We start from the raw sequence: 21,299 nt of genomic DNA on the forward strand, positions 1-21,299 counted from the left end.
TGCGGAGCACGAGTTCAACGCATCGACGTTCACGGGCCGCGTGATCGCGGGCACGGGCTCGGACATGTATTCGGCGATCACCGGCGCGATCGGCGCACTGCGCGGACCGAAGCATGGCGGCGCAAACGAGGCCGCATTTGAAGTGCAAACGCGCTATCCGAATCCGGACGAAGCGGAAGCCGACATCCGCAGGCGCGTGGAAAACAGGGAAGTCGTGATCGGCTTCGGTCACCCGGTCTACACGACCGGCGACCCGCGCAACAAGGTGATCAGGGAAGTCGCGAAGAAGCTCTCGAAGGAAGCGGGCAACACGAAGCTGTTCGATATCGCCGAGCGGCTCGAGACGGTGATGTGGGACGCGAAGAAAATGTTCCCGAATCTCGACTGGTTCAGCGCGGTGTCGTATCACATGATGGGCGTGCCGACCGCGATGTTCACGCCGGTGTTCGTGATCTCGCGCACGAGCGGCTGGGGCGCGCACATCATCGAGCAGCGCATCGACAACAAGATCATCCGCCCGAGCGCGAATTACACCGGGCCGGAGAATTTGAAGTTCGTGGCGCTAAATAGGAGAAAATAGCGTCCGCTGTGCGCATTCGGGGCGCGTGCAGTCACCCCGGCGGCTCGGTTCCAGCCGGCCGCGCACGATTAATCGATATTAGATAGAAAGGTTCAATTGTCATGAAAAAGCTGCTGATCGCTGCCGTTGTCGGCGCATTGTCTTCGACGCTGCTGGTCACCGCGGAGAACGCTTCCGCCCAGGCGTCGAGCACGACCACCACGAAAAAAGCCACTACCTCGAAGGCGAAAGCCCCGCAACCGAAGCGCCTGTTCAAGCGCAAGCCGAATCCGACCAAGGAAGCCAAGGTCGATCCGATCCCGGACGGCTCGGAGAAATGGACTTGTAAGGAAGGCCTGTCGTTCGACATGAAGGGCGACATGAAGCGCGACCAGATCGTCACGGTGCACTGGGCCAACAAGAACTACCAGTTGCCGCGCGAAGCGACGACGACGGGCGCCGACCGCTTCCACGACGCGGCGAGCGGCCTCGACATGGTCGTGATTCCGACCAAGGCGATGCTGTTCTCCGACAAGGAAGGCGAGCGTCTCGCCGACGAGTGCAAGACGGCCGCGATGATGCAAGGCGCACCGGCGCCGACGCAATCGAACGCGCTCGACAAGGCGCAGTAATCGCTTTACCGCTGGCTGGGCGATCTCAGGTCGCCACGTTGGTGAATCGCTTCAGGTCTTAACAGGAAACCTCGATGTCCGCACCGATCTCAAACGTCCGCCCCGAACCGGACAAAGTCCTCGTCGATATTGTCGACTATGTGCTGAACTACAAGATCGACAGCGCGCTCGCGCTCGAAACGGCACGCAATTGCCTGATCGACACGCTCGGCTGCGGACTCGAGGCCCTCTCCTACCCCGCCTGCACGAAGCTGATGGGACCGATCGTGCCTGGCACGATCGTCCCGAACGGCGCAAAAGTGCCGGGCACGCAGTTCCAGCTCGACCCGGTTCAGGCCGCCTTCAATATCGGCGCGATGATCCGCTGGCTCGACTTCAACGACACATGGCTCGCCGCCGAATGGGGCCATCCGTCCGATAACCTCGGCGGCATTCTCGCGACCGCCGACTGGCTGTCGCGCAACGCCATCGCCAACGGCAAGCAGCCGCTCGCGATGAAGGACGTCCTGATCGGCATGATCAAGGCGCACGAAATTCAAGGCTGCATCGCGCTCGAAAATTCGTTCAACAAGGTCGGGCTCGATCACGTGCTGCTTGTGAAGCTTGCGTCGACCGCCGTGGTCGGCCAGTTGATCGGGCTCACGCGCGACGAGCTCATCAATGCGGTGTCGCTCGCCTTTGTCGACGGGCACTCGATGCGCACCTATCGCCATGCGCCGAACACGGGCTCGCGCAAGTCGTGGGCCGCCGGCGACGCCACGTCGCGCGCGGTGCGCCTCGCGCTGATCGCGAAGACCGGCGAGATGGGCTATCCGTCGGTGCTTACCGCAAAAACGTGGGGCTTCTACGACGTGCTCTTCAAAGGCAACGAATTCAGATTCCAGCGCCCGTACGGCTCGTACGTGATGGAAAACGTGCTGTTCAAGATCTCGTTCCCCGCCGAGTTCCATTCGCAGACCGCCGTGGAAGCGGCCATGACACTGCATCGGCAGCTCGCCGCGCAAGGCAGGCGCGTCGAAGACATCAAAAAGATCACGATTCGCACGCACGAAGCGGCGATCCGCATCATCGACAAAAAAGGCCCGCTCAATAACCCGGCCGATCGCGACCATTGCATCCAGTACATGGTGGCGGTGCCCCTGATTTACGGCCGGCTCACGGCGGCCGATTACGAAGATGCGATCGCGCAAGACCCGCGCATCGACGTATTGCGCGCAAAAATCGAATGCGTCGAAGACGTGCAGTACACGAAGGATTATCACGACCCGGACAAGCGTTCTATTGCAAACGCCTTGACCATCGAGTTCAACGACGGCTCGAAGCTCGACGAAGTGGCGGTCGACTACCCGATCGGTCACAAGCGTCGCCGCGCCGACGGCATCCCCTTGCTCGTCGAGAAGTTCCGCACGAACCTTGCGCGGCGTTTCCCGGCAAAGCAGCAACAGGCGATTCTCGATGTGTCGCTGGATCAGGCAAAGCTCGAAGCGATGCCGGTCAATGAATACGTCGATCTGTACGTCATCTAGTTCAGAAACGTAGCAACGTCATTTCCTCGAAACCCCAGGAAAATACCATGGCCCACAACCTCCACAAAACACTCAAGGAATTCGACAGCGGTTCCGGCAAAGGCAAGTACTACTCGCTGCCGCAACTTGGCAAGGCATTGAACGTCAAGATCGAGCGGCTGCCCGTCTCGATCCGTATCGTGCTGGAATCGGTGCTGCGTAACTACGACGGCAAGAAGATCGCCGAAGAACACATCGAGCAACTCGCGACGTGGAAGCCGAACGCCGCGCGCGTCGACGAAATTCCGTTCGTCGTATCGCGCGTCGTGCTGCAGGACTTCACCGGCGTGCCGCTGCTCGCCGACATCGCCGCGATGCGCGGCGTCGCCGAGCGCGCGGGCAAGAACCCGAAGTCGATCGAGCCGCTCGTGCCGGTCGACCTCGTCGTCGACCACTCGGTGCAGATCGACCACTTCCGCGAGAAGGATGCGCTCGACCTCAACATGAAGCTGGAATTCAAGCGCAACAACGAGCGCTATCAGTTCATGAAGTGGGGCATGCAGGCATTCGACACGTTCAAGGTCGTGCCGCCGGGCGTCGGCATCGTGCACCAGGTGAACCTCGAATACCTCGCACGCGGCGTGCACAAGAAGAGCGATAACGGCGATACCGTGTACTACCCGGATTCGCTGGTCGGCACCGACAGCCACACCACGATGATCAACGGCATCGGCGTGGTCGGCTGGGGCGTCGGCGGTATCGAAGCGGAAGCCGGCATGCTCGGCCAGCCCGTGTACTTCCTCACGCCGGACGTGGTCGGCGTGCACCTGTCGGGCAAGCTGCGCGAAGGCGTGACGGCCACCGACCTCGTGCTGACGATCACCGAAATGCTGCGTAAAGCGAAGGTGGTCGGCAAGTTCGTCGAGTTCTTCGGCGAAGGCACGCGCTCGCTGTCGGTGCCGGACCGCGCAACGATCGGCAATATGGCGCCGGAATACGGCGCAACGATGGGCTTCTTCCCGGTCGACGAAAAAACCATCGATTTCTTCAAGGGCACGGGCCGCACCGACGCGGAAATCTCGGCCTTCGAAAACTACTTCAAGGCGCAGGAACTGTTCGGCGTCGCGGGCGAAGGCGAAATCGACTACACCACGGTTCTGAAGCTCGACCTCGGCACCGTGGCTCCGTCGCTCGCCGGTCCGAAGCGTCCGCAAGACCGCATCGAAATCGGCAACGTGCAGTCGACGTTCAAGGACCTGTTCTCGAAGCCGGTCGGCGAAAACGGCTTCGCGAAGAAGGCCGCGGACCTCGACGCGCAATACACCACCAGCAACGGCGTCAACGTGAAGAACGGCGACATCCTGATCGCCGCGATCACGTCGTGCACGAACACGTCGAACCCGAGCGTGCTGCTCGCCGCCGGCCTGCTGGCGAAGAAGGCGGTCGAAGCCGGCCTCACGGTCGCGCCGCACATCAAGACGTCGCTCGCACCGGGATCGCGTATCGTCACCGAGTACCTGACGAAGACGAATCTGCTGCAATACCTCGACAAGCTCGGCTTCACGCTCGCCGCGTACGGCTGCACGACCTGTATCGGCAACGCCGGCGACCTCACGCCGGAACTGAACGAAGCAATCACGAAGAACGACATCGTCGCGGCGGCCGTGCTGTCGGGCAACCGCAACTTCGAAGCGCGTATTCACCCGAACATCCGCGCGAACTTCCTCGCGTCGCCGCCGCTCGTCGTGGCCTATGCGATCGCCGGCAACATCACGCGCGACCTGATGACCGAGCCGGTCGGCAAGGGCAAGGGCGGCAAGGACATCTATCTCGGCGACATCTGGCCGTCGAGCGACGAGGTCAATGCGCTGCTCAAGTACGCGCTCGATGCCGACGCGTTCCGCACGAACTACTCGCAGCTCACGAAGAAGGGCGACCTGTGGAGCAAGATCGAAGGCGCGGAAGGCCAGGTCTACGACTGGCCGAAGTCGACCTACATCGCGGAGCCGCCGTTCTTCGGCGACAACTTCTCGATGCAGCCGTCGTCGAGCATCGCCGCCGTCAAGGGCGGCCGTGCGCTCGGCGTGTTCGGCGACTCGGTGACGACCGACCACATCAGCCCGGCAGGCTCGATCAAGGAAGACTCGCCGGCCGGCAAGTGGCTGAAAGAAAATGGCGTGCAGAAGGCCGACTTCAACAGCTACGGTTCGCGCCGCGGCAACCATGACGTGATGATGCGCGGCACGTTCGCGAACGTGCGGATCAAGAACCTGATGATCCCGGCGAAGGCCGACGGCACGCGCGTCGAAGGCGGCCTGACGATTCACCAGCCGAGCGGCGAACAGATGTTCATCTACGACGCCGCGATGAAGTACATCGGCGAAGGCACGCCGACGTTCGTGTTCGCCGGCGAAGAGTACGGCACGGGCTCGTCGCGCGACTGGGCCGCGAAGGGCACGCAACTGCTCGGCGTGAAGGTGGTCGTGGCGCGCAGCTTCGAGCGGATTCACCGCTCGAATCTGGTCGGCATGGGCGTGCTGCCGCTGCAGTTCAAGGGTGCGGACAGCATCCAGTCGCTCGGCATCACCGGCGAAGAAACGTACGATGTCGAAGGCCTCGGCGACGACTTCAAGCCGCAACAGGAAGTCACGCTCGTGATCCATCGCAAGGATGGCGAAACGAAGCGCGTGCCGGTGCTGCTGCGTATCGATACGCCGATCGAAGTCGACTACTACAAGCACGGCGGGATTCTGCCGTTCGTGCTGCGTTCGCTGCTCGCCGCCTAAGCGCCCGCGAGCAGGCAGCCTGCGTTTTTGCAGGTGCTGCGTCCTCGCAAGGGGACGCAGCAACTTTAGATGCCCAGCGATGCTGGGCTTTTTTTATGGCTTGGCGGATCTGACTGACTCGATGGCGCTGACGGCGCCTGTGCCAATGGCTCACCGAAGATTCGCCGCAGGCAGGCGTCGAGCGCGTCGAGACCGGCCGGCTTCGGCAGCACCGCGGCGAAAAGCGCGTGCGGAACGTCGGCCCCGGTGATCGTATCGGCTGAGCCGGCGGTTTCCGTTCGTTCGCCCGTCATCAGCACGACCGGCGTCGCGCTCGACGACTCGCGGTTCTTCACGCGAATATGTCTTGCGAGTTCGACGCCGCTCGCACCGGGCATATGCAGATCGGTGATCACGAGGTCGAAGCATTGCCGCATCATGGCGGCCAACGCATCGTCGACGCCAGGCGCAACCATACTGCGATAGCCGAGCACATCGAGTTGCCGCGCGACGACTCTACGGTTGATCTCGTTGTCGTCGACGACGAGTACCAGGCGTGGCGCCGCGGCGGCGACGGGTACAGAGGCGGACACACGCGGCGGCCTGACGCGCGTGCCATGGTTCGCGCTTCGCAGCGCGCACACGCGCTGCACCGCGCTCCACGACAGCGGATTCGCCGACAGCGTGAAACGGCCGGCGCTTTCGCGCAACCCGCCGGGGACAAAGGCCTGGGATACCCGAATGAATCGATCCGCGCATGGCGGCTCGGAGAGCGACGCGTTCTCATCGGCAAACCAGAGATCGAGATGCGCCGGCGCCGGCATTCCCGTCGGCACGACATCGACGCCGAGCCTGTCGAGCAGATCGCACAAGGCCACGCGCTCGTCGCGCGCGGCCAGATCGACGACGGCCGTGCGCCGGCCGCGCTCCGACGGCAGACGCGCAAGACGCTCGACCGTAAACGGTGCATGGAACGCGACGCAGACGCCGAACGTCGCACCGTGGCCGACTTCGATATCGCCGCCCATGCGCTGCGCGAGCACGCGGCACAGCGAGAGATCCGGATCGTCCGATACGCGCATGCCAACCGGCGGGTTGTCGCCGGCCGCATCGATGCCATTCACGGATACATGGGCCCCCGATGGCGTCGCACTCGCGCGCCCGTCGCCGCTGACGCCGATCAACACACGCTGCGCGCCCGCGTTCAATGTCTCGCTACAGGCAGCGACCGTCAGCCGGCCCGCGTCGACCGATTCGATCGCCGCCGCGAGCATATGGAACACGACCTGGCCGACACGCTCGCGGTCGGCCAGTACAGACGCGGCCACCGACCGGTCGATCGATACGCGCAGCTCCACGCCTTTTGCCGCCGCGCGAGGTGCGAGCAGCACCGCCGCGCCGTCGATCACGTCGCGCAGATCGACCGGCGTCTCGTCGAGCACAATTGCGCGCGTATCGAGCGGCGCCGGGTCCAAGCCGTCACGAAGCGCCACGGCGAACGTCGCAAGCGCCGAGCGGACGACCTGCGCAACGGGCGTGGCGGCAAACGGCACGGCCGGAGTCGCCGCCTCGACATCCGCCTCGTTCAGCATCTCGACGATCGCCCGAGCCGGACCGCATGCGATGCGCTGCGCGCGCTCAGCCACACGTGCGCGCTCCACGGCCGCCGTGGCGCGGCGGCGCCGCGCTTCGGTCTGCATTTTCTCGATGTCGGCGTGTTGCCGAGCGACAGCACCGCGCAACTGGTCGAACTGTTCCTCGAAGCGGCGCGCGCGGCGCAACGCGGCGGCGTTTGCCATGTGCGCGCGCGATAGCGCAATCAACGCCGACACCACAATGCCGGTCGCCGGTGCGCCAAGCAGCGCGAACGCACAGATCGAAGCAAGCGACGCCGGGTGCTGCGCCGCGCCCGAACGCGCAGCCTCGTGCCAGCGCCGCACGCGCAGCCATGCGCCTGCCGGATGGACGGCTTCACTCATCGTTTCCAGGTCGGACACAGGGTCAGTCGATCAGCTTGTGATGCGTCGCGAACTCGATCATGCCGGCAAGCGAGGACAGGCCGAGTTTTTCGCGCAGACGGCTTTTATAGGTACTGACTGTTTTGTCGGTGATAAATAGTGCCTCGCCGATCGACTTGTTCGACATACCCTTCGCGAGCATCTGCAAGACAATCAGTTCCTTGTCCGATAGCAATTCGAGCTTTGCGTGCTCGTTCATCTCTCCGACCAGCGGCGCGACGATCGTGCCCGACGTGACCGGAAACACGCTGTAACCGGACAGGATCGCCTCCACGCCGCGCACGATCTCGCTGATGTCCTGTGTCTTGCTGACGAAGCCTTGCGCGCCCGCGCGCACTGCGCGCTGCACGAATGTCGGGGTGTCGTGCCCAGACAGAATCATGACACGTATGTGCGGATGCGCGAGCCGCAGACGCGGAATCACGTCGAGACCGTTAATACGGGGGATATCGAGGTCGAGGATCGCGAGATCGGGCAAATGCTGGCGTGTCAGTTCGACCGCCTCCTGGCCGTTGCCCGCCTCCACAACGTCTTCGATGTTGGCCACCTGCGCCAGATGCGTTTTGATCACGAGACGCAGTGCCGGGTGATCGTCCACAATCATAACCATAGTCATGACTTTGTTCTCCAGATTGTCTTTTTATGAATCGCCCGGCTCATCAGATCCGGACGACACGTTATTCGCAGACCAGAATATTTATCACGCGCCATCCCACGGTCGGTCATAAAGATTCACTGCTACCTGTCCCATGCCTTATGCATGGAAAATATGTCAGCGCCACCTTCGTCGCTTCATCGTTTCCTACGATAAGCGCCGCCGTTTTCACGAAGGTTCGAGGATAAACAGGTTGACGCGCGCAGAGTCCAGGAAATTTCCCGGCGTTTTGTCGGATTCGTCAGGTATTGAAATTTCGCACGAGCGTGCGCGCCCGCACGCTCACAAGTGAGTGCGCAATGCGTTGAAGAATGCGGGAAGGGACCAGGCGGCGCGGCGCGCCAAAGCGCGTGGCTTACTCGCGTACCGCGCGCGCGGCGTGACGGCCGCGCAACCACTCGAGCGCGAGCAGCAGGCAAGTGGAAAAGACGATCAGGATGGTGGCGAGCGCCGCGATCGTCGGGCTGATGTTCTCGCGAATACCGGTGAACATCTGGCGCGGCAGCGTTGTCTGGTCCGCGCCCGCGAGAAACAGCGTAACGACGACTTCGTCGAACGACGTCGCAAACGCGAACAGCGCGCCCGAAATCACGCCCGGCGCAATCACCGGCAGCGTGATGCGAAAGAACGTCTGCAGCGGATTCGCGCCGAGCGACAGACTCGCGCGCACCAGGTTGAAGTTAAAGCCCTGCAACGTAGCCGCGACTGTCGTCACGACGAACGGCACACCGAGCGCCGCATGCGCCATGATCAAGCCCGCATAGGTATTCGCAAGCCCGAGCGGCGCAAAGAACAGATACATGCCGACGCCGACCACCACCACGGGTACGATCATCGGCGAGATCAGCACGGCCATCAGCAAGGCCTTGCCGCGAAAATTCGCTTTCGTGAGGCCGATCGCGGCAAGCGTGCCGAGCACCGTTGCAAGCGCCGTCGCCGACGGCGCCACGATAAAGCTGTTTTTGGCCGCCATGCGCCATTCGTCGGAGCCGATCAGGTTCTGATACCAGCGCAACGACCAGCCCGGAATCGGATAGACGAGAAATGTGCTCGACGAAAACGACAGCGGTACGATCGCGAGCACCGGCATCACGAGATACAGCAGCGTAAGCACCGCCAGCGCGCGCAACGCGAAGTACCACACGCGCTCGATCAGCGACGTGTGCGGCGCGAACATCGGTTTGGCGAATTTCATCGTCATCGCGGCGGTTTCCGGTGTGTTCTCGCGCTCAGGCGAGACTGACTTGCGAGCGCGTAAAACGCCCGTAAATCACATACAGCACGAGCGTCGCAGCAAGCAGCAGTGCGCCGAGCGCACAGGCCATGCCCCAGTTGATCGTCACGTTCGTAAAATAGGCGACGTAGTAGCTGACCATCTGATCGTTTGGACCGCCAAGCAGCGCGGGCGTAATGTAGTAGCCGATCGCGAGAATGAACACGAGCAGCGCGCCCGCCCCGACCCCAGGGTAGGTCTGCGGCACATAGACGCGCCAGAACGCCGCGAACGGATGACTGCCGAGCGAAATCGCCGCACGCTGATACGAAGGCGGAATCGATTTCATCACGCTGTAGAGCGGCAGAATCATGAACGGCAACAGAATGTGCGTCATCGAGATATACACGCCGACGCGATTGAACAGCAGCGCAAGCGGGTCGTTAATCAACCCGCTGCCGACCAGCGCCTTGTTGATCAAACCTTCGTTTTGCAGAATGACGATCCACGCGGCGACACGCACGAGTATCGACGTCCAGAACGGAATCAGCACGAGGATCATCACGAGGTTGGCGCGGCGCTCGGACAAGGTGGAAATCCAGTACGCGAGCGGATAGCCGAGCAACAGTGCGCACAGCGTCACGACAAAGCCGATTACGAAGGTACGCGCGAATACCGCGAGATAGATCTGTTGATCGGGATCGGTCGGCATGATGTGACCGAACACATCCTGCCGATGATCGAGCGACGCGAGCAGATAGAACGGTGAATACAGGCCGCTGTTCTTTGCGATCGCGTGCCAGTATTTGATGTCGCCCCAGCGATCGTCGATGTCGAGAATCTTCGCGCGGGTCTGCGCGGCGGGCAATGCGTGACCCGCGTCGTCGACGAGCGGCATCGCACGCGCGGTCTTCGCGACGAGCGAGCGATAGCCGGGAATTTCAGTGTTGAGCCGGCGCGCGAGCGCGCCCATCGCATCGCCGTCGGCGACCGCGGTCAGATCGGCGGCGAGCGCCACGTAGGCTGCATCGGCGGGCGGCGACTTCAGATCCCAACTTTGCAGCGCGGCGCCCGTCCGCGGCAAGGCCGTGGCGATTTCCGGGTTCTGCACGGCGCGCGTCAAGAGCGCACCGATCGGCACGACGAAGATCAGCAGCAGAAAAATCGCAAGCGGCGCGATCAGCAACAGTGCCATCACGCGCTTGCGCGATTCGGCCGCCTTCAGTTCGCGCTTGAGCTTACCCGCGGATTCGGACGTCGAATCCGCGGCGATGGTGATCGTCGTCATGCTCTATCCCTATGCCGCGCGTTTCGTCTACTTCGACGCCCACGACGCAAACCGCTGCTCGAGTTCGTCGCCGTGATCGGTCCAGAACGTCAGATTCTGCAGCACCGCGTTCTTGCCGTTGGTCGGCGAATTCGGCAGATTCGCGAGCGTCTTCGCGTCGAGCGACTTGATCGCCGCTTCGTTGACGGGCCCGTAGGCGATATGTTTCGCGTACTCCTGCTGCGGCTGCGACGAAATCGAATACGCAATGTACTGCTCGGCCAGTGCCTTGTTCGGCGTACCCTTCGGCATCGCCCAGTAGTCGAGGTCGTAAATGCTGCCGTTCCACACCACCTTCAGGTTCTTGCCTTCCTTCTGCGCCGCATCGATGCGGCCGTTATAGGCGGTCGACATCACGACGTCACCGGCCACGAGAAACTGCGGTGGCTGCGCGCCCGCTTCCCACCACTGGATATTCGGCTTCAGTTCATCGAGCTTTTTAAACGCGCGGTCCTGGCCTTCTTTTGTCGCGAGCACCTTGTACACGTCTTTCGGCGGAACACCGTCGGCCATCAGCGCAAACTCGAGGTTGTAGCGCGCGCCTTTGCGCATGCCGCGCTTGCCTGGAATCTTCTTCACGTCCCAGAAGTCGGCCCAGCTCGCCGGCGCCGTCTTCAGCTTGTCCGCGTTGTACGCCATCGCGGTCGACCATACGAAGATGCCGACACCGCAGGTTTGCGACGCTTCCGGAATCAGTTCCGACTTCTTGCCGATCTTCGACCAGTCGAGCTTTTCATAAAGGCCTTCGTCGCAGCCGCGGCCGAGATCGCCCGATTCGACTTCGACGACATCCCAGTTCACATGCTTCGCTTCGACCATCGCCTTGACCTTGGCCTGCTCGCCGTTGTATTCGACCGCCGTGACCTTCGCACCGCTCTTCGCTTCGAACGGCTGATTGAATGCAGCCTTTTGCGCATCGCCATTTGCGCCGCCGAAGTTCACCACCGTCAGTTCCGCCGCCCCGGCGTGAGCGCAGACGAATGCGGCCACGGTTGTGGCAACTGCGGCACCGATCACGATTGCACTACGCGCTTGCCCGCTTTTTTTCATGATGACCTCCTCGTTTATTGATGGCCTGACTGACAGAGTCTTAAAGTGAATGCGATCAATCGCTTCTTTCTGTTTGCAGTTGCGGCTTGCCGTATATGTGTCAACCCATCATGCGAACACGCGCAGATGCTCGGGCGCAAATTCGAGCGCAACCGGCGCGCCAGGTGCAAAGCGTTCGATCGCTTCGGTGCCGAGCGGCACCTTGACGAAGCACTCGTCCTGCTGCGGCAGGCCGCAGCGCATCCGGACGTGATCGCCGAAATAGATCAGGCCGCGCGCTTCGCCGGCCAGCGCATTCGGGCCGGATTGCGCAGCGTTCTGCGCAAGCTTCATGCGCTCGGGGCGAATACAGGCGACACCGGGCGTGCCCGCCTGCGCGCCGCCGATATTGCGCCCCACGAGCCGCGTGCCGTCGACCAGGTGAAACTCGCAGTAATCGCCGTCGACCTGCGCGATCGTGCCGCGCAAGCGGTTGCTGTCGCCGATAAAGTTCGCAACGAACTCGTTGCACGGCGATTCATAGAGACGATCGACCGAATCGAGCTGTTGCACGACACCCTTGTCAAACACGGCAACGCGGTCCGACATCGTCAGCGCTTCACCCTGGTCGTGCGTCACATAGACGAAGGTCACGCCGAGCTTTTCGTGCAGCGATTTCAGTTCGTACTGCATGTGTTCGCGCAACTGCTTGTCGAGTGCGCCGAGCGGTTCGTCCATCAGCACGAGCTTCGGTTCGAACACGAGCGCGCGTGCGAGCGCGATGCGCTGCTGCTGGCCGCCCGAGAGCTGCGCCGGATAGCGTTTCGCGAAGCTTTCCATGCGCACCATTTTTAGTGCGTGATTGACGCGCTCCGCACGTTCGTCGGCGGAAAGCTTGCGTACGGTCAATGGATACGCGACGTTCTGCTCGACCGTCAGATGCGGAAACAGCGCGTAATTCTGGAACACCATGCCGATGTTGCGCTTGTGCGGCGGTACCGTATTGAGCAGCGTGCCGTCGAGCCATATTTCACCGCCGGTCGGAAATTCGAAGCCCGCGAGCATCATCAGGCAGGTGGTCTTGCCGGAACCCGATGGGCCGAGCAGCGTCAGGAATTCGCCCTGGTAGATATCCAGATCGAGCTGCTTGACGACAAGCGTTTCGCCGTCATACGTCTTGCGCACGCCTCGAAAACTGACGATCACGTCTGCGGTTTTCATGTGGGCTGTCTCCTTGGCGCAGCGGCCGCCTGGTTGTCCGTCGTGTCTGCGGCGCCGATCGGCTTTTTGAGTCTAATCCCGGCTGTGGCTCCTTCGCCAGCAGGGGATTGCATCGATTGCGCGATCCAATATAGCCGGTTACGGTTCCCCCTTATGGAACCATTTCATTATTCCGGATAGAACCACTTGGACACAGTCATCCTGTCGGACTGGCTCGCCGTACGGCTCGCTACGCGCCGCGATCGCGGCGACGCCGAGCCTGTGTACCGGCAGCTGCTGCGGCTTTTGCAGCAGGCCATTCTGACGAGTCAGCTGCCGCCCGGCACGAAGCTGCCGAGTTCGCGCACGCTTGCGTCCGATCTCGGCATCGCGCGCAACACGGTGCTGCACGTCTATGACCAGCTGACCGCCGAGGGCTATGTGCTGTCGACCACGGGCAGCGGCACTTATGTCGCCGATACCCGTCCGGACTGCCGCGCGATGAACGCGCGCCAGGCGACGCCGGCGGGCCATGGCGCCGCCGAGGCGGCGCGCGCGGCCGACCTTGTGGAATCCGAAGCAGACGCCGACGCGGCCACGCGCATGTCCGACGCAGCGCATCCGCCGCTGCCCGTCGGCACCCGCGAGCTTTCGGCGCGCGGAGGCCGGCTGATCCGCGAGGCCGGTGTCTCGCCGAAACAGTGGGGCGCCTTTATGCCCGGCGTGCCCGACGTATCCGAGTTTCCCGTTCGTACATGGAGCCGCCTGCAGGCCAAACTGTGGAAGCAGGCTCACCCCGATCTTCTGACCTACGCACCCGGCGGCGGCTATCGCCCGTTGCGGCGCGCGCTGTCCGACTACCTGCGCGTCGCCCGTTCGGTGAATTGCACGCCGGACCAGATCATCATCACAACCGGCATTCATCAGTCGATAGACCTCGCGGTGCGCCTGCTCACCGATGTCGGCGATCGCGCGTGGGTCGAAGAGCCCTGCTACTGGGGCGTGCGCAGTGTGCTGAAGGCGTCGGGGCTCACGCTAGCGCCGGTGCCCGTCGACGACGAAGGACTGAACCCGCGCGAATCCGATCTGAGTGCGCCGCCGAAAATCGCATTGGTGACGCCGTCGCATCAATATCCGCTCGGCGTGGTGATGAGCCTCGCGCGCCGGCGCACGCTGCTCGAATACGCGAAACAGCACGGCGTGTGGATCATCGAAGACGACTACGACAGCGAATTCCGCTACGGCAGCCGGCCGCTCGCCTCGCTGCAGGGTCTCGACGATGCGGGCCGCGTGATCTATGTCGGCAGTCTCGGCAAGATGCTGTTCCCGGGCTTGCGGATCGGCTACATGATCGCGCCCGAAGATCTCGTCGATAGGTTCCGAACCGGCGTGGCCGAGCTGTATCGCGAAGGTCAGCTGATGCAGCAGGCCGTGCTGACCGAATTTATTATGGATGGCTATCTGACGTCGCATGTGCGACGGATGCGTGCGCTGTACGGCGAGCGGCGTCAAATGCTGATCGACGCGATCACCGCGCGTTTTGGCGATGCACTGCCGGTCATGGGCAACGAAACCGGCTTGCACTTCGTGCTCGGCTTGCCCCGCGAGGCGGACGATCGCGCGGTGGCGGCGGCGGCGTACGATGCGGGCGTGATCGTGCGGCCCCTTGCCGCGTACTACAGCGGCGAAACGGCGGCGCAGCGCGGGCTGCTGCTCGGGTATGCGTGCGTACCGAACGAGAAAATCGGGCCCGCGTTTGCGAGGCTCGCGCAGGTCATCGAGCAAACCGCATTGCAAACGCTGCCGGCGGCGCCGCCCGCTATTTCAATCCGAAGTCCACGCGCGTCGTCGGACCTTTATCCTTGATGCCGCTCGCGTCGAGCTTCGGCGCGACGATAAACACGCGGCTGCTGTCGATCTTGCCGTCGAAGTATTGCTGCACCGCCTGCGCGCGGCGCTGCGCGAGATCGCGCAGGCTCGCTTCGTTGATCGGTGCATGTTCGGCTAGCGCGTTTTTCATCTCGTCGTCGGGCAGCGTTTTGGTCATGCCGATGAAATTCGACGGCTTCTTGAAGTCGGCGTCCTTGTACGCCTTCGTCAGGTATTTCTGGTATTCCTTCGGGTCAACGGTTACGTTCGAGGTATCGACGCTCTCGCCGTTGCCGACCACATCCTTCAGCTTCTGCTGCTTGACGAGGCGGTCGACATAACGCGTGCGCAGCGCGGGTTCGTCGACGGCCGGATCGACACGGCCGATCAGATCGATGCGCACCGACGGCTTGTCGGACAGCGCCTTTGCGATGGTGTCGAGCTTCTTGTCGGCATCGTCGGAGAGCTTCGCGGAGCCCGCATTGAATTGCACGTAGCCGTAGTCTTCGCTGCCACCGCCGCCGAACGCATGCGCCAGCAGCGAGAACGGCGCGGTCACGGCCTTCTCGAGCAGATTCAACACCGCGCGCCAGATCAGGCCGCCGATGCTGAATTCCGGATTGTCGAGCGATCCGGACACCGGAATATCGACGTCGATTTCGCCGCGCGAATTTTTCAGCAATGCGATTGCGAGCTTCACCGGCAACTTCGTCGCGGTGTCGTTATCGACGTGGTCGCCGAAGGTCAGCTGATCGATAAACAGATGATTGTTCGCGCTCAGCTGATTGTTCTCGAGCTTGTAATGCAGATCGACGTTGAGCTTGCCCTTCGTGATCGGATAGCCTGCGTATTTCGCCGAATACGGTGTGAGGTTGGTCAGCTCGATATCGTGCGCGGTCGCGGTCAGATCGAGTTCGGGCTTTGCGATCAGCGGATTGACGGTGCCGCGAATCGAGAGCGGGCCGTTGGCGGCAAGCTTTGCGGCGACGTCGACGGGCGCGGGCGTCGTCGATTGCGTGCCGAATGCGCCGACCGTGCCGTGTATCGCCACGAGATTGGCCGTGTAGTTCGGCTTCACGAAGTTGTCGGTGTAGGTGACGCGGCCGTTTTGCAGCACCAGTTGACCGAAGTGCATCTTCACCGTTGCGCTGGTCGAGGCGGTTTGCGTAGGCTGTGCGTTGCCGCCCGCGGCCGCGGTCGTCGTGTGCGGCGCTGACGCCGGTACCGGCGCGGCTGCCGTCGCCGCACTCGCCGTTTGTCCTGTGGCCGGTGTACTCGCGGCGGCCGTTGCCGGTGCGGCGTCGCTCGCTACCTTGACTTCGGCCGTCGCGGGCGGCGTCAGCGGAACCGGTTCCTTGCCGTCCTTCCTGTCGTCGTGCGTGAGCGAACGCGATCCGCCGTCGCCGGACTTCGCGACGACGTCGCTCAGATTCAGCTTGCCCTGCGCGTCGAGCAGCACGCGGCCGTAGAAATCCGAGAACGTCACGCGCGATGCATCCACATCGGTGCCGCGCGCGTCGTAATCCGCCTTCAGATTCGTCAGTGCGAGCGAGCGCCAGCCCGCGAACGGACCGGATGTGGCCTTGTCGAGCATGCGCACGTCGACGAGCGCCGCGTCGCCGCGATACGACGCCTTCAGCCCGCCCCCGGACTTGCCGTGACTGGCCGGCTCGTCGGCAAGTGCGACGTCGCCTTTTGCGTTGAGCAGCGCGCTGGCGATCGTCGCGTTGAGCTTGCTGCCGAAGTACGGCTCGAAGGCCGCCGCATCGAGCCGGTTCGCGTCGAGCTTCAATGCGAGCTTCAGCGGCGATGCGGTCACGTCGCCGCGCACGCCGAGCGTGCCTTTCTTATTGACGGTCGCCTGCAGGTCGATCGGCAGCGGCCGGGTCAGGTCGTCGCTGATCTGCTGCACCTTCAACTGCAGCGGCGTGAATGCGACCTTGACCGGGCGCGCGGTCGAGTTGTCGGTAAAGGTCGCCGAGCCGTCCTTGAGATTCAGCGCACCGATCGTGTAGTGCCACGCGGGCCCGGCTTCCTGCGCCTTTTTCACCGCATGGATCGCCGTGCGCTCCTGGGCTTCCTGATGCGGACCGGCGAGCGACAGCAGATCGATCTTGCCGTCCTTCTCGCGCGTCGCGTCGATCGACAGACCCGTTGCATCGATGCTGTCGATGGCGGCCTTGCGCGCGCCGATGTCGACGTTCCTTAACGCCACGTGCCCCTGCGCGAGCGCGAGCGCGGGCTGCTTCACGCCGCGCGCGGCAACCTTTAGCGATTGCAGATCGAGCGTGCTCGCACCCACTTTCAGCGCGGGCGGCGATTGCGCCCAGTTCGCGCTCAAAGCGACGTTCGCGGTCAGCGAGCCGTCGAGCACCTGCGCTGCCGTGGCGGTATCGAGGTACGGCTGCAGCGGCGGCAGGGCAAGCGACTTCAGATCGAGCTTCACGTCGGCGGTCTTCGCGACCATGCCGAATGTGCCGGATGCGTTCAGCGTACCGGCGTTGTTCTTCGTCGCCAGTTTGAGCGTGTAGCGCGCCGGTGTTCTCTCGATCGACGAAAAGTCCGTGAGCGACATGCCGACGTTCGTCAGCGTCGTCGTGACCGGCCGCGACGCGGCGGCATCGGCGACTTCGACGGTGCCGTCGCTGAGCGTGAAGCGTTTGATCGCGAGATCGAGCGGCGGCGCGGTCGCTGCTGTCGCGACGGCCGGTGCGCTCGATGCGCTGGCCGCTGATGGAGCCGATGCGGGGCCCGATGCGGGCGCCGATGATGCCGATGAAGCAGCGTTGGGTGAGCTTGCCGCGGGTTGGGTTGCAGCGCTCGCGGTGGTGCTGGCGGCAGCGCTTGCCGGAGCTGCGCCCGCCGCCGTATTCGCCACCGTATTCGCCACCGGTTGCGCGGCAAACATACGCTGCACGCTTAGCACGCCGTCTTTATCGCGGGCCAGATGCGCGGTCGGCGCATCGATGCGAATCTCATTGAAGTGATACACGCTCTTGAGCGGCTCGAGCAGACCGGCGTCGACATGCACCGCGCGCGCCGCGAAGAACGGCGCCTTTTGCGCATCGATCACGTCAACATCGGCCAGATCGGTCGTGCCTGTTACGCGCAGCGTCGGCGTTTCGCCCGATATCACGAAATTGAGCTTCAGGTCGCTCGACAGCTTGCCGGTCTGGACCGTCACCGGCAGCTTCGTCGGCGCGTACGACAGGAGCCGCGGCACATCGAGCCCTTCGAAACGCAGCGACACTTCCGATTCGCGCGACGCCGCAAACGGCTTGGTCTTGCCGTCGATCGCAAGCGGACTGCCGTCGATGCGCATGCGCAACAACGGCTTGACGAAGATGTCGGTCTTCGACGGCAGCGTCGCGATAAACGGCACGCCGAGCTTCCACTGATCGATAACGTGCTTCTCGTTCAGCATGCGGTCGTCGAACGTGATTTGCCCATTTTCGAGACGGATGTTCGACACTGAGAACAGCGTCGGCTTGCTGTCGGGTTTCGCAGGCTGCTTCGAAAACTTGTCGATCAGATCGCTGAAATTGAAGCGGTTTGCATCGTAGCGAACGATATGAAAGCGTGGTGAATCGATCTGCACTTCGTTGACGATCGGCGCCGCGCGAAATAGCGATGTCCACGAGGGCCGCACGATCAACCGTTCGATATCGACGAAGTCGCCGGCGCCGCCGCGTTCGCCGATATGAATGCGGTCGGCTTCGAGATTCAGCGTGTACGGGTTGAGCGCGATGCGGCCGATCGTGGCAGGACGATCGAGCTGTTCGGACAGTTGCTGGGCGGCGATATGGCGGATCAGCGGCGGCGCGGCGAAAAAGCCGAGCAGGCCGAACAGCACGATGAAGATGAGCAGACCAATGACGACACGGCGTGTGCGCCGCGCGTGTGCAACGTTGCGCACGGTCTGGAGAGAGGATGCGAGCGTTGCTTTATTGAGGCTTGCCATTCTCGGTCGCGGATCGTGCGGCGGCAAGCCCGCCGCAGTGACGGAAGTCGGGGTTGCCGGAAGTATACGTCTTGTGCCGCGGCGGCAGAGTAAATGTAAGGACGATGTTACTCATTGCCCTTGAACCCCCGCGGCATGGTCCGGCGCGCCGCTATTGCCGCACGATCGGCGGCGGCTGCCAGGTGCCGTCGCCCGCCTGCGGTTTTGGCGCATAAAGTCGCATCACGAGCTGGAAGCCGCCGCGCGGCGTCGGCAGCCAGTTCGCGCCCTTGCGCCGCATCGACGAGACGGTCACGTCGACCGAACCGTCGCGATTGCGGCGCAAGCCGTTGCGGTCGCCGACCGCGACGTGCGCGGTGTCGCTGTCGTCGAGCGAGCCTTCCTTCGTGTAGGCGGTGATCGACCAGAAACCGCGCACCGGCGGCAACTGGCCCGGTGCGAAATGGATAACGTAGCGATTCGCGCCATTGAGCAGGTGACCGTCGCTATCGACGGTCGCGGTGGCGCGCACCTCGTCGTCCTTCGTGCCGATCCCGGGTTGCGCATAGGCCGCGTACGCGCGCAGGCCGTAATCGGGCCCGTAGTTGCCGACGCCGTCGCCGAACCAGCTCCAGCCGTTCGCGGCGAGCACATTCGTCGGCGCCGTCTGGACGCGCGCGCGGCCGTCGGCGAGGCCCGCGGCAAGCGCGCTGTCCGCACCGGATGGGAATTGCACGGGCTCGTCGGGCTTCACGCCGAAATCCGACAGGATGCTAAGCGCATGCGCGTCCGGCGGCGACGGCGGGTTGTCGGGCAGCCATCGCGCGAGACGATCGAAGAAACCTTTCGGGTCGAGCGCCGCGACCTGCGCATCGGGCGTCCCGGTGACCGGCATATCGCCGGCCGGGTAGCTGCGCGGCGTATCGGGCGGCTCGGCGGCGCCGGTGTAGACGTCGAGCGGCGCAACGCGCATCGCGCGCTGCAGCTTGCGGATCGCGGCAAGGTCGCGCCCGCCGTTCGATTGCACGCGAATCTTGAGCCACACGTAGCGAGTCGGCACGTCGACGCGCGTTACGCCCTTCGGCAAATCGCCATTCCACCCTTGCGGCACGAACGCAACCGTCTGCGCCTTGATACCGGTGACGCGCGCGCCGGTTTGCGCGGCCGTGGTCGACCACAGCACGTTGGTCCACATGTCGAGCGCGCGCGCGTCGACGTAGCGGTTACGCGAGTCGGGCAGCGACACGACGACCGGCTGCCCGGACACGTCGAGCCACGCAGAGGAATCGATCGTGTCGACGGCCGGCGTCGGCCGGTTCGCCGCGCCGACCGGCGGCAGCGCCTGCGCGTGGCGCAGCGTATTGAGCGGCGCCTGGCCCGGCCCGGTCCCTACCGCGGCGTCGCGCGCGACGCCCATCAGCACGAGCGGATAAGCAAACACATACGAGTCGGCGACTTCATCCTGAATCCAGCCGGCAGTTTTCGGCTTCGAAGTCGGGGAAGAACTGCAACCGGCCAGCAAGACGGCGGCTGTCAGCGAAACGCAAACGGCATAGCGGGAATAGGAACGTACATGCAGCGGCAAATTCAGCGGCGAATTCCGCGAATCGGATTCTTGGCGATTTTTTGTCATTCGACGAACAGGCGTCCGTTAGGTTACGTCGGTCAGGACGTGCGGGTCGCCGGGTCCGGCCCGCCGCGCGCCCGCCGCGTTTTCCTGGTTCTGTGGATTATGTAGACGGGTTGTATCGTATCCGTGACACACAGGCAAGCACATCCGCGATAAGGACGAGCACAGACGGCATTTTCGCGTTACGTTTGCGCTTTTCCGCATTTTTCTGCGGGATCGGTTCAATGATGGGAGCGAACTCATGTATATGCCCGCGCACTTCGAAGAGCAGCGTGCCGATGTGCTGCATCGGCTGATCGACGACTATCCGCTTGGCGCGCTCGTCACGGTGGGAGCGCAGGGGCTCGATGCGAACCATGTGCCGTTCGAGTTCGATCCGGCAAGCGGCGCGCACGGCGCGCTGCGCGCGCATGTCGCGCGCGCGAACCCGCTGTGGCGCGAGGCGGCCGAACGGCCGGACGCGCTCGTGATCTTCCAGGGGCCGTCCGCGTATATCTCGCCGAACTGGTATCCGAGCAAACACGAAGCGCACCGCCAGGTGCCGACGTACAACTATATGGTTGTGCATGCGCATGGCCGCATCGTCGTTCGCGACGACGAACGCTTTCTGCGCGGACTGGTCGCGCGGCTCACGCGCAAGATGGAAGCGGGCGAGCCCGCGCCGTGGAAGATGGGCGACGCGCCTGAGGACTTTATCTCGCAGATGCTTGGCGCGATTGTCGGGATCGAGATCGAGGTGACGCGGCTGGTCGGTAAATGGAAGCTGGGGCAGAACAAGGAACCGGGCGACCGGCAAGGGGCGCTCGATGCGCTGCGGGAGCGTGGCAGCGATGCGCAGGTGGGGGTTTCGGCGGCGATGGCGGGGACGTTGGCGAAGGGGTAGCTGTTTTTGTGTATCCGATAGCCGTCGCTGTGTACCCACCACTCTCACATGGATGTTCTTGACCTTCCCATCAT

The 21,299-nt window shown here is 63.4% G+C and carries 14 protein-coding genes; 6 read left to right on the top strand and 8 right to left on the bottom strand.

What is annotated here, in order from left to right; translation table 11 throughout:
• The 4 genes from ACYPXD_RS18625 to acnA all read left to right on the top strand — a co-directional run.
• On the top strand, nt 1-580 hold a 580-nt coding region (locus ACYPXD_RS18625; RefSeq protein ID WP_459714316.1), incomplete at its 5' end, for a citrate/2-methylcitrate synthase.
• A gap of 101 nt (nt 581-681) precedes the next feature.
• A complete protein-coding gene (locus ACYPXD_RS18630; RefSeq protein ID WP_459714318.1) occupies nt 682-1,191 on the top strand; it encodes a hypothetical protein in 510 nt (169 codons plus the stop codon).
• Between the two features lie 74 nt (nt 1,192-1,265).
• Nucleotides 1,266-2,717 (top strand): bifunctional 2-methylcitrate dehydratase/aconitate hydratase, encoded by a 1,452-nt coding sequence (locus ACYPXD_RS18635; RefSeq protein ID WP_459714320.1) that lies wholly within the window; start codon nt 1,266-1,268, stop codon nt 2,715-2,717.
• 47 nt (nt 2,718-2,764) lie between these two features.
• Nucleotides 2,765-5,482 carry an aconitate hydratase AcnA gene (gene acnA / locus ACYPXD_RS18640; RefSeq protein ID WP_459714322.1) on the top strand — a complete coding sequence of 906 codons (2,718 nt, stop codon included), beginning with the start codon at nt 2,765-2,767 and terminating at the stop codon, nt 5,480-5,482.
• A 65-nt stretch (nt 5,483-5,547) separates the two neighbouring features.
• Here the strand turns inward: acnA and ACYPXD_RS18645 are convergent, their stop codons facing one another.
• The 6 genes from ACYPXD_RS18645 to ACYPXD_RS18670 all read right to left on the bottom strand — a co-directional run bounded on the left by ACYPXD_RS18645 (nt 5,548) and on the right by ACYPXD_RS18670 (nt 12,924).
• Complete coding sequence (locus ACYPXD_RS18645; RefSeq protein WP_459714324.1) at nt 5,548-7,440, bottom strand: ATP-binding response regulator; 1,893 nt, start codon at nt 7,438-7,440, stop codon at nt 5,548-5,550.
• Nucleotides 7,441-7,462: 22 nt separating this feature from the next.
• Nucleotides 7,463-8,095, bottom strand: coding sequence for a response regulator (locus ACYPXD_RS18650; protein ID WP_459714326.1), 633 nt, complete (start codon nt 8,093-8,095; stop codon nt 7,463-7,465).
• A 394-nt stretch (nt 8,096-8,489) separates the two neighbouring features.
• Nucleotides 8,490-9,329 carry an ABC transporter permease gene (locus tag ACYPXD_RS18655; RefSeq protein WP_459714931.1) on the bottom strand — a complete coding sequence of 280 codons (840 nt, stop codon included), beginning with the start codon at nt 9,327-9,329 and terminating at the stop codon, nt 8,490-8,492.
• A 34-nt stretch (nt 9,330-9,363) separates the two neighbouring features.
• Nucleotides 9,364-10,635, bottom strand: coding sequence for an ABC transporter permease (locus ACYPXD_RS18660; RefSeq protein ID WP_459714328.1), 1,272 nt, complete (start codon nt 10,633-10,635; stop codon nt 9,364-9,366).
• A 27-nt stretch (nt 10,636-10,662) separates the two neighbouring features.
• The gene (locus ACYPXD_RS18665; protein WP_459714331.1) at nt 10,663-11,724 is read right to left on the bottom strand and encodes an ABC transporter substrate-binding protein; all 1,062 of its coding nucleotides are present in this window, start codon (nt 11,722-11,724) and stop codon (nt 10,663-10,665) included.
• 108 nt (nt 11,725-11,832) lie between these two features.
• Nucleotides 11,833-12,924, bottom strand: a complete 1,092-nt coding sequence (locus ACYPXD_RS18670) for an ABC transporter ATP-binding protein (protein WP_459714333.1) — start codon at nt 12,922-12,924, stop codon at nt 11,833-11,835.
• A 186-nt stretch (nt 12,925-13,110) separates the two neighbouring features.
• Between ACYPXD_RS18670 and pdxR the strand changes: the two genes are divergently transcribed.
• A complete protein-coding gene (gene pdxR / locus ACYPXD_RS18675; RefSeq protein ID WP_459714335.1) occupies nt 13,111-14,769 on the top strand; it encodes a MocR-like pyridoxine biosynthesis transcription factor PdxR in 1,659 nt (552 codons plus the stop codon).
• Here the strand turns inward: pdxR and ACYPXD_RS18680 are convergent.
• Together ACYPXD_RS18680 and ACYPXD_RS18685 are read right to left on the bottom strand one after the other, a co-directional pair.
• On the bottom strand, nt 14,723-18,733 hold the full coding sequence (locus tag ACYPXD_RS18680; RefSeq protein ID WP_459714338.1) for a DUF748 domain-containing protein: 4,011 nt from the start codon (nt 18,731-18,733) through the stop codon (nt 14,723-14,725). The genes pdxR and ACYPXD_RS18680 overlap by 47 nt on opposite strands.
• A gap of 151 nt (nt 18,734-18,884) precedes the next feature.
• Nucleotides 18,885-20,345, bottom strand: coding sequence for a DUF1254 domain-containing protein (locus ACYPXD_RS18685; RefSeq protein WP_459714341.1), 1,461 nt, complete (start codon nt 20,343-20,345; stop codon nt 18,885-18,887).
• Nucleotides 20,346-20,583: 238 nt separating this feature from the next.
• Between ACYPXD_RS18685 and ACYPXD_RS18690 the strand changes: the two genes are divergently transcribed.
• On the top strand, nt 20,584-21,225 hold the full coding sequence (locus tag ACYPXD_RS18690) for an FMN-binding negative transcriptional regulator (protein ID WP_459714343.1): 642 nt from the start codon (nt 20,584-20,586) through the stop codon (nt 21,223-21,225).
• Nucleotides 21,226-21,299: the final 74 nt, after the last annotated feature.

Source organism: Paraburkholderia sp. 2C (assembly GCF_054589215.1).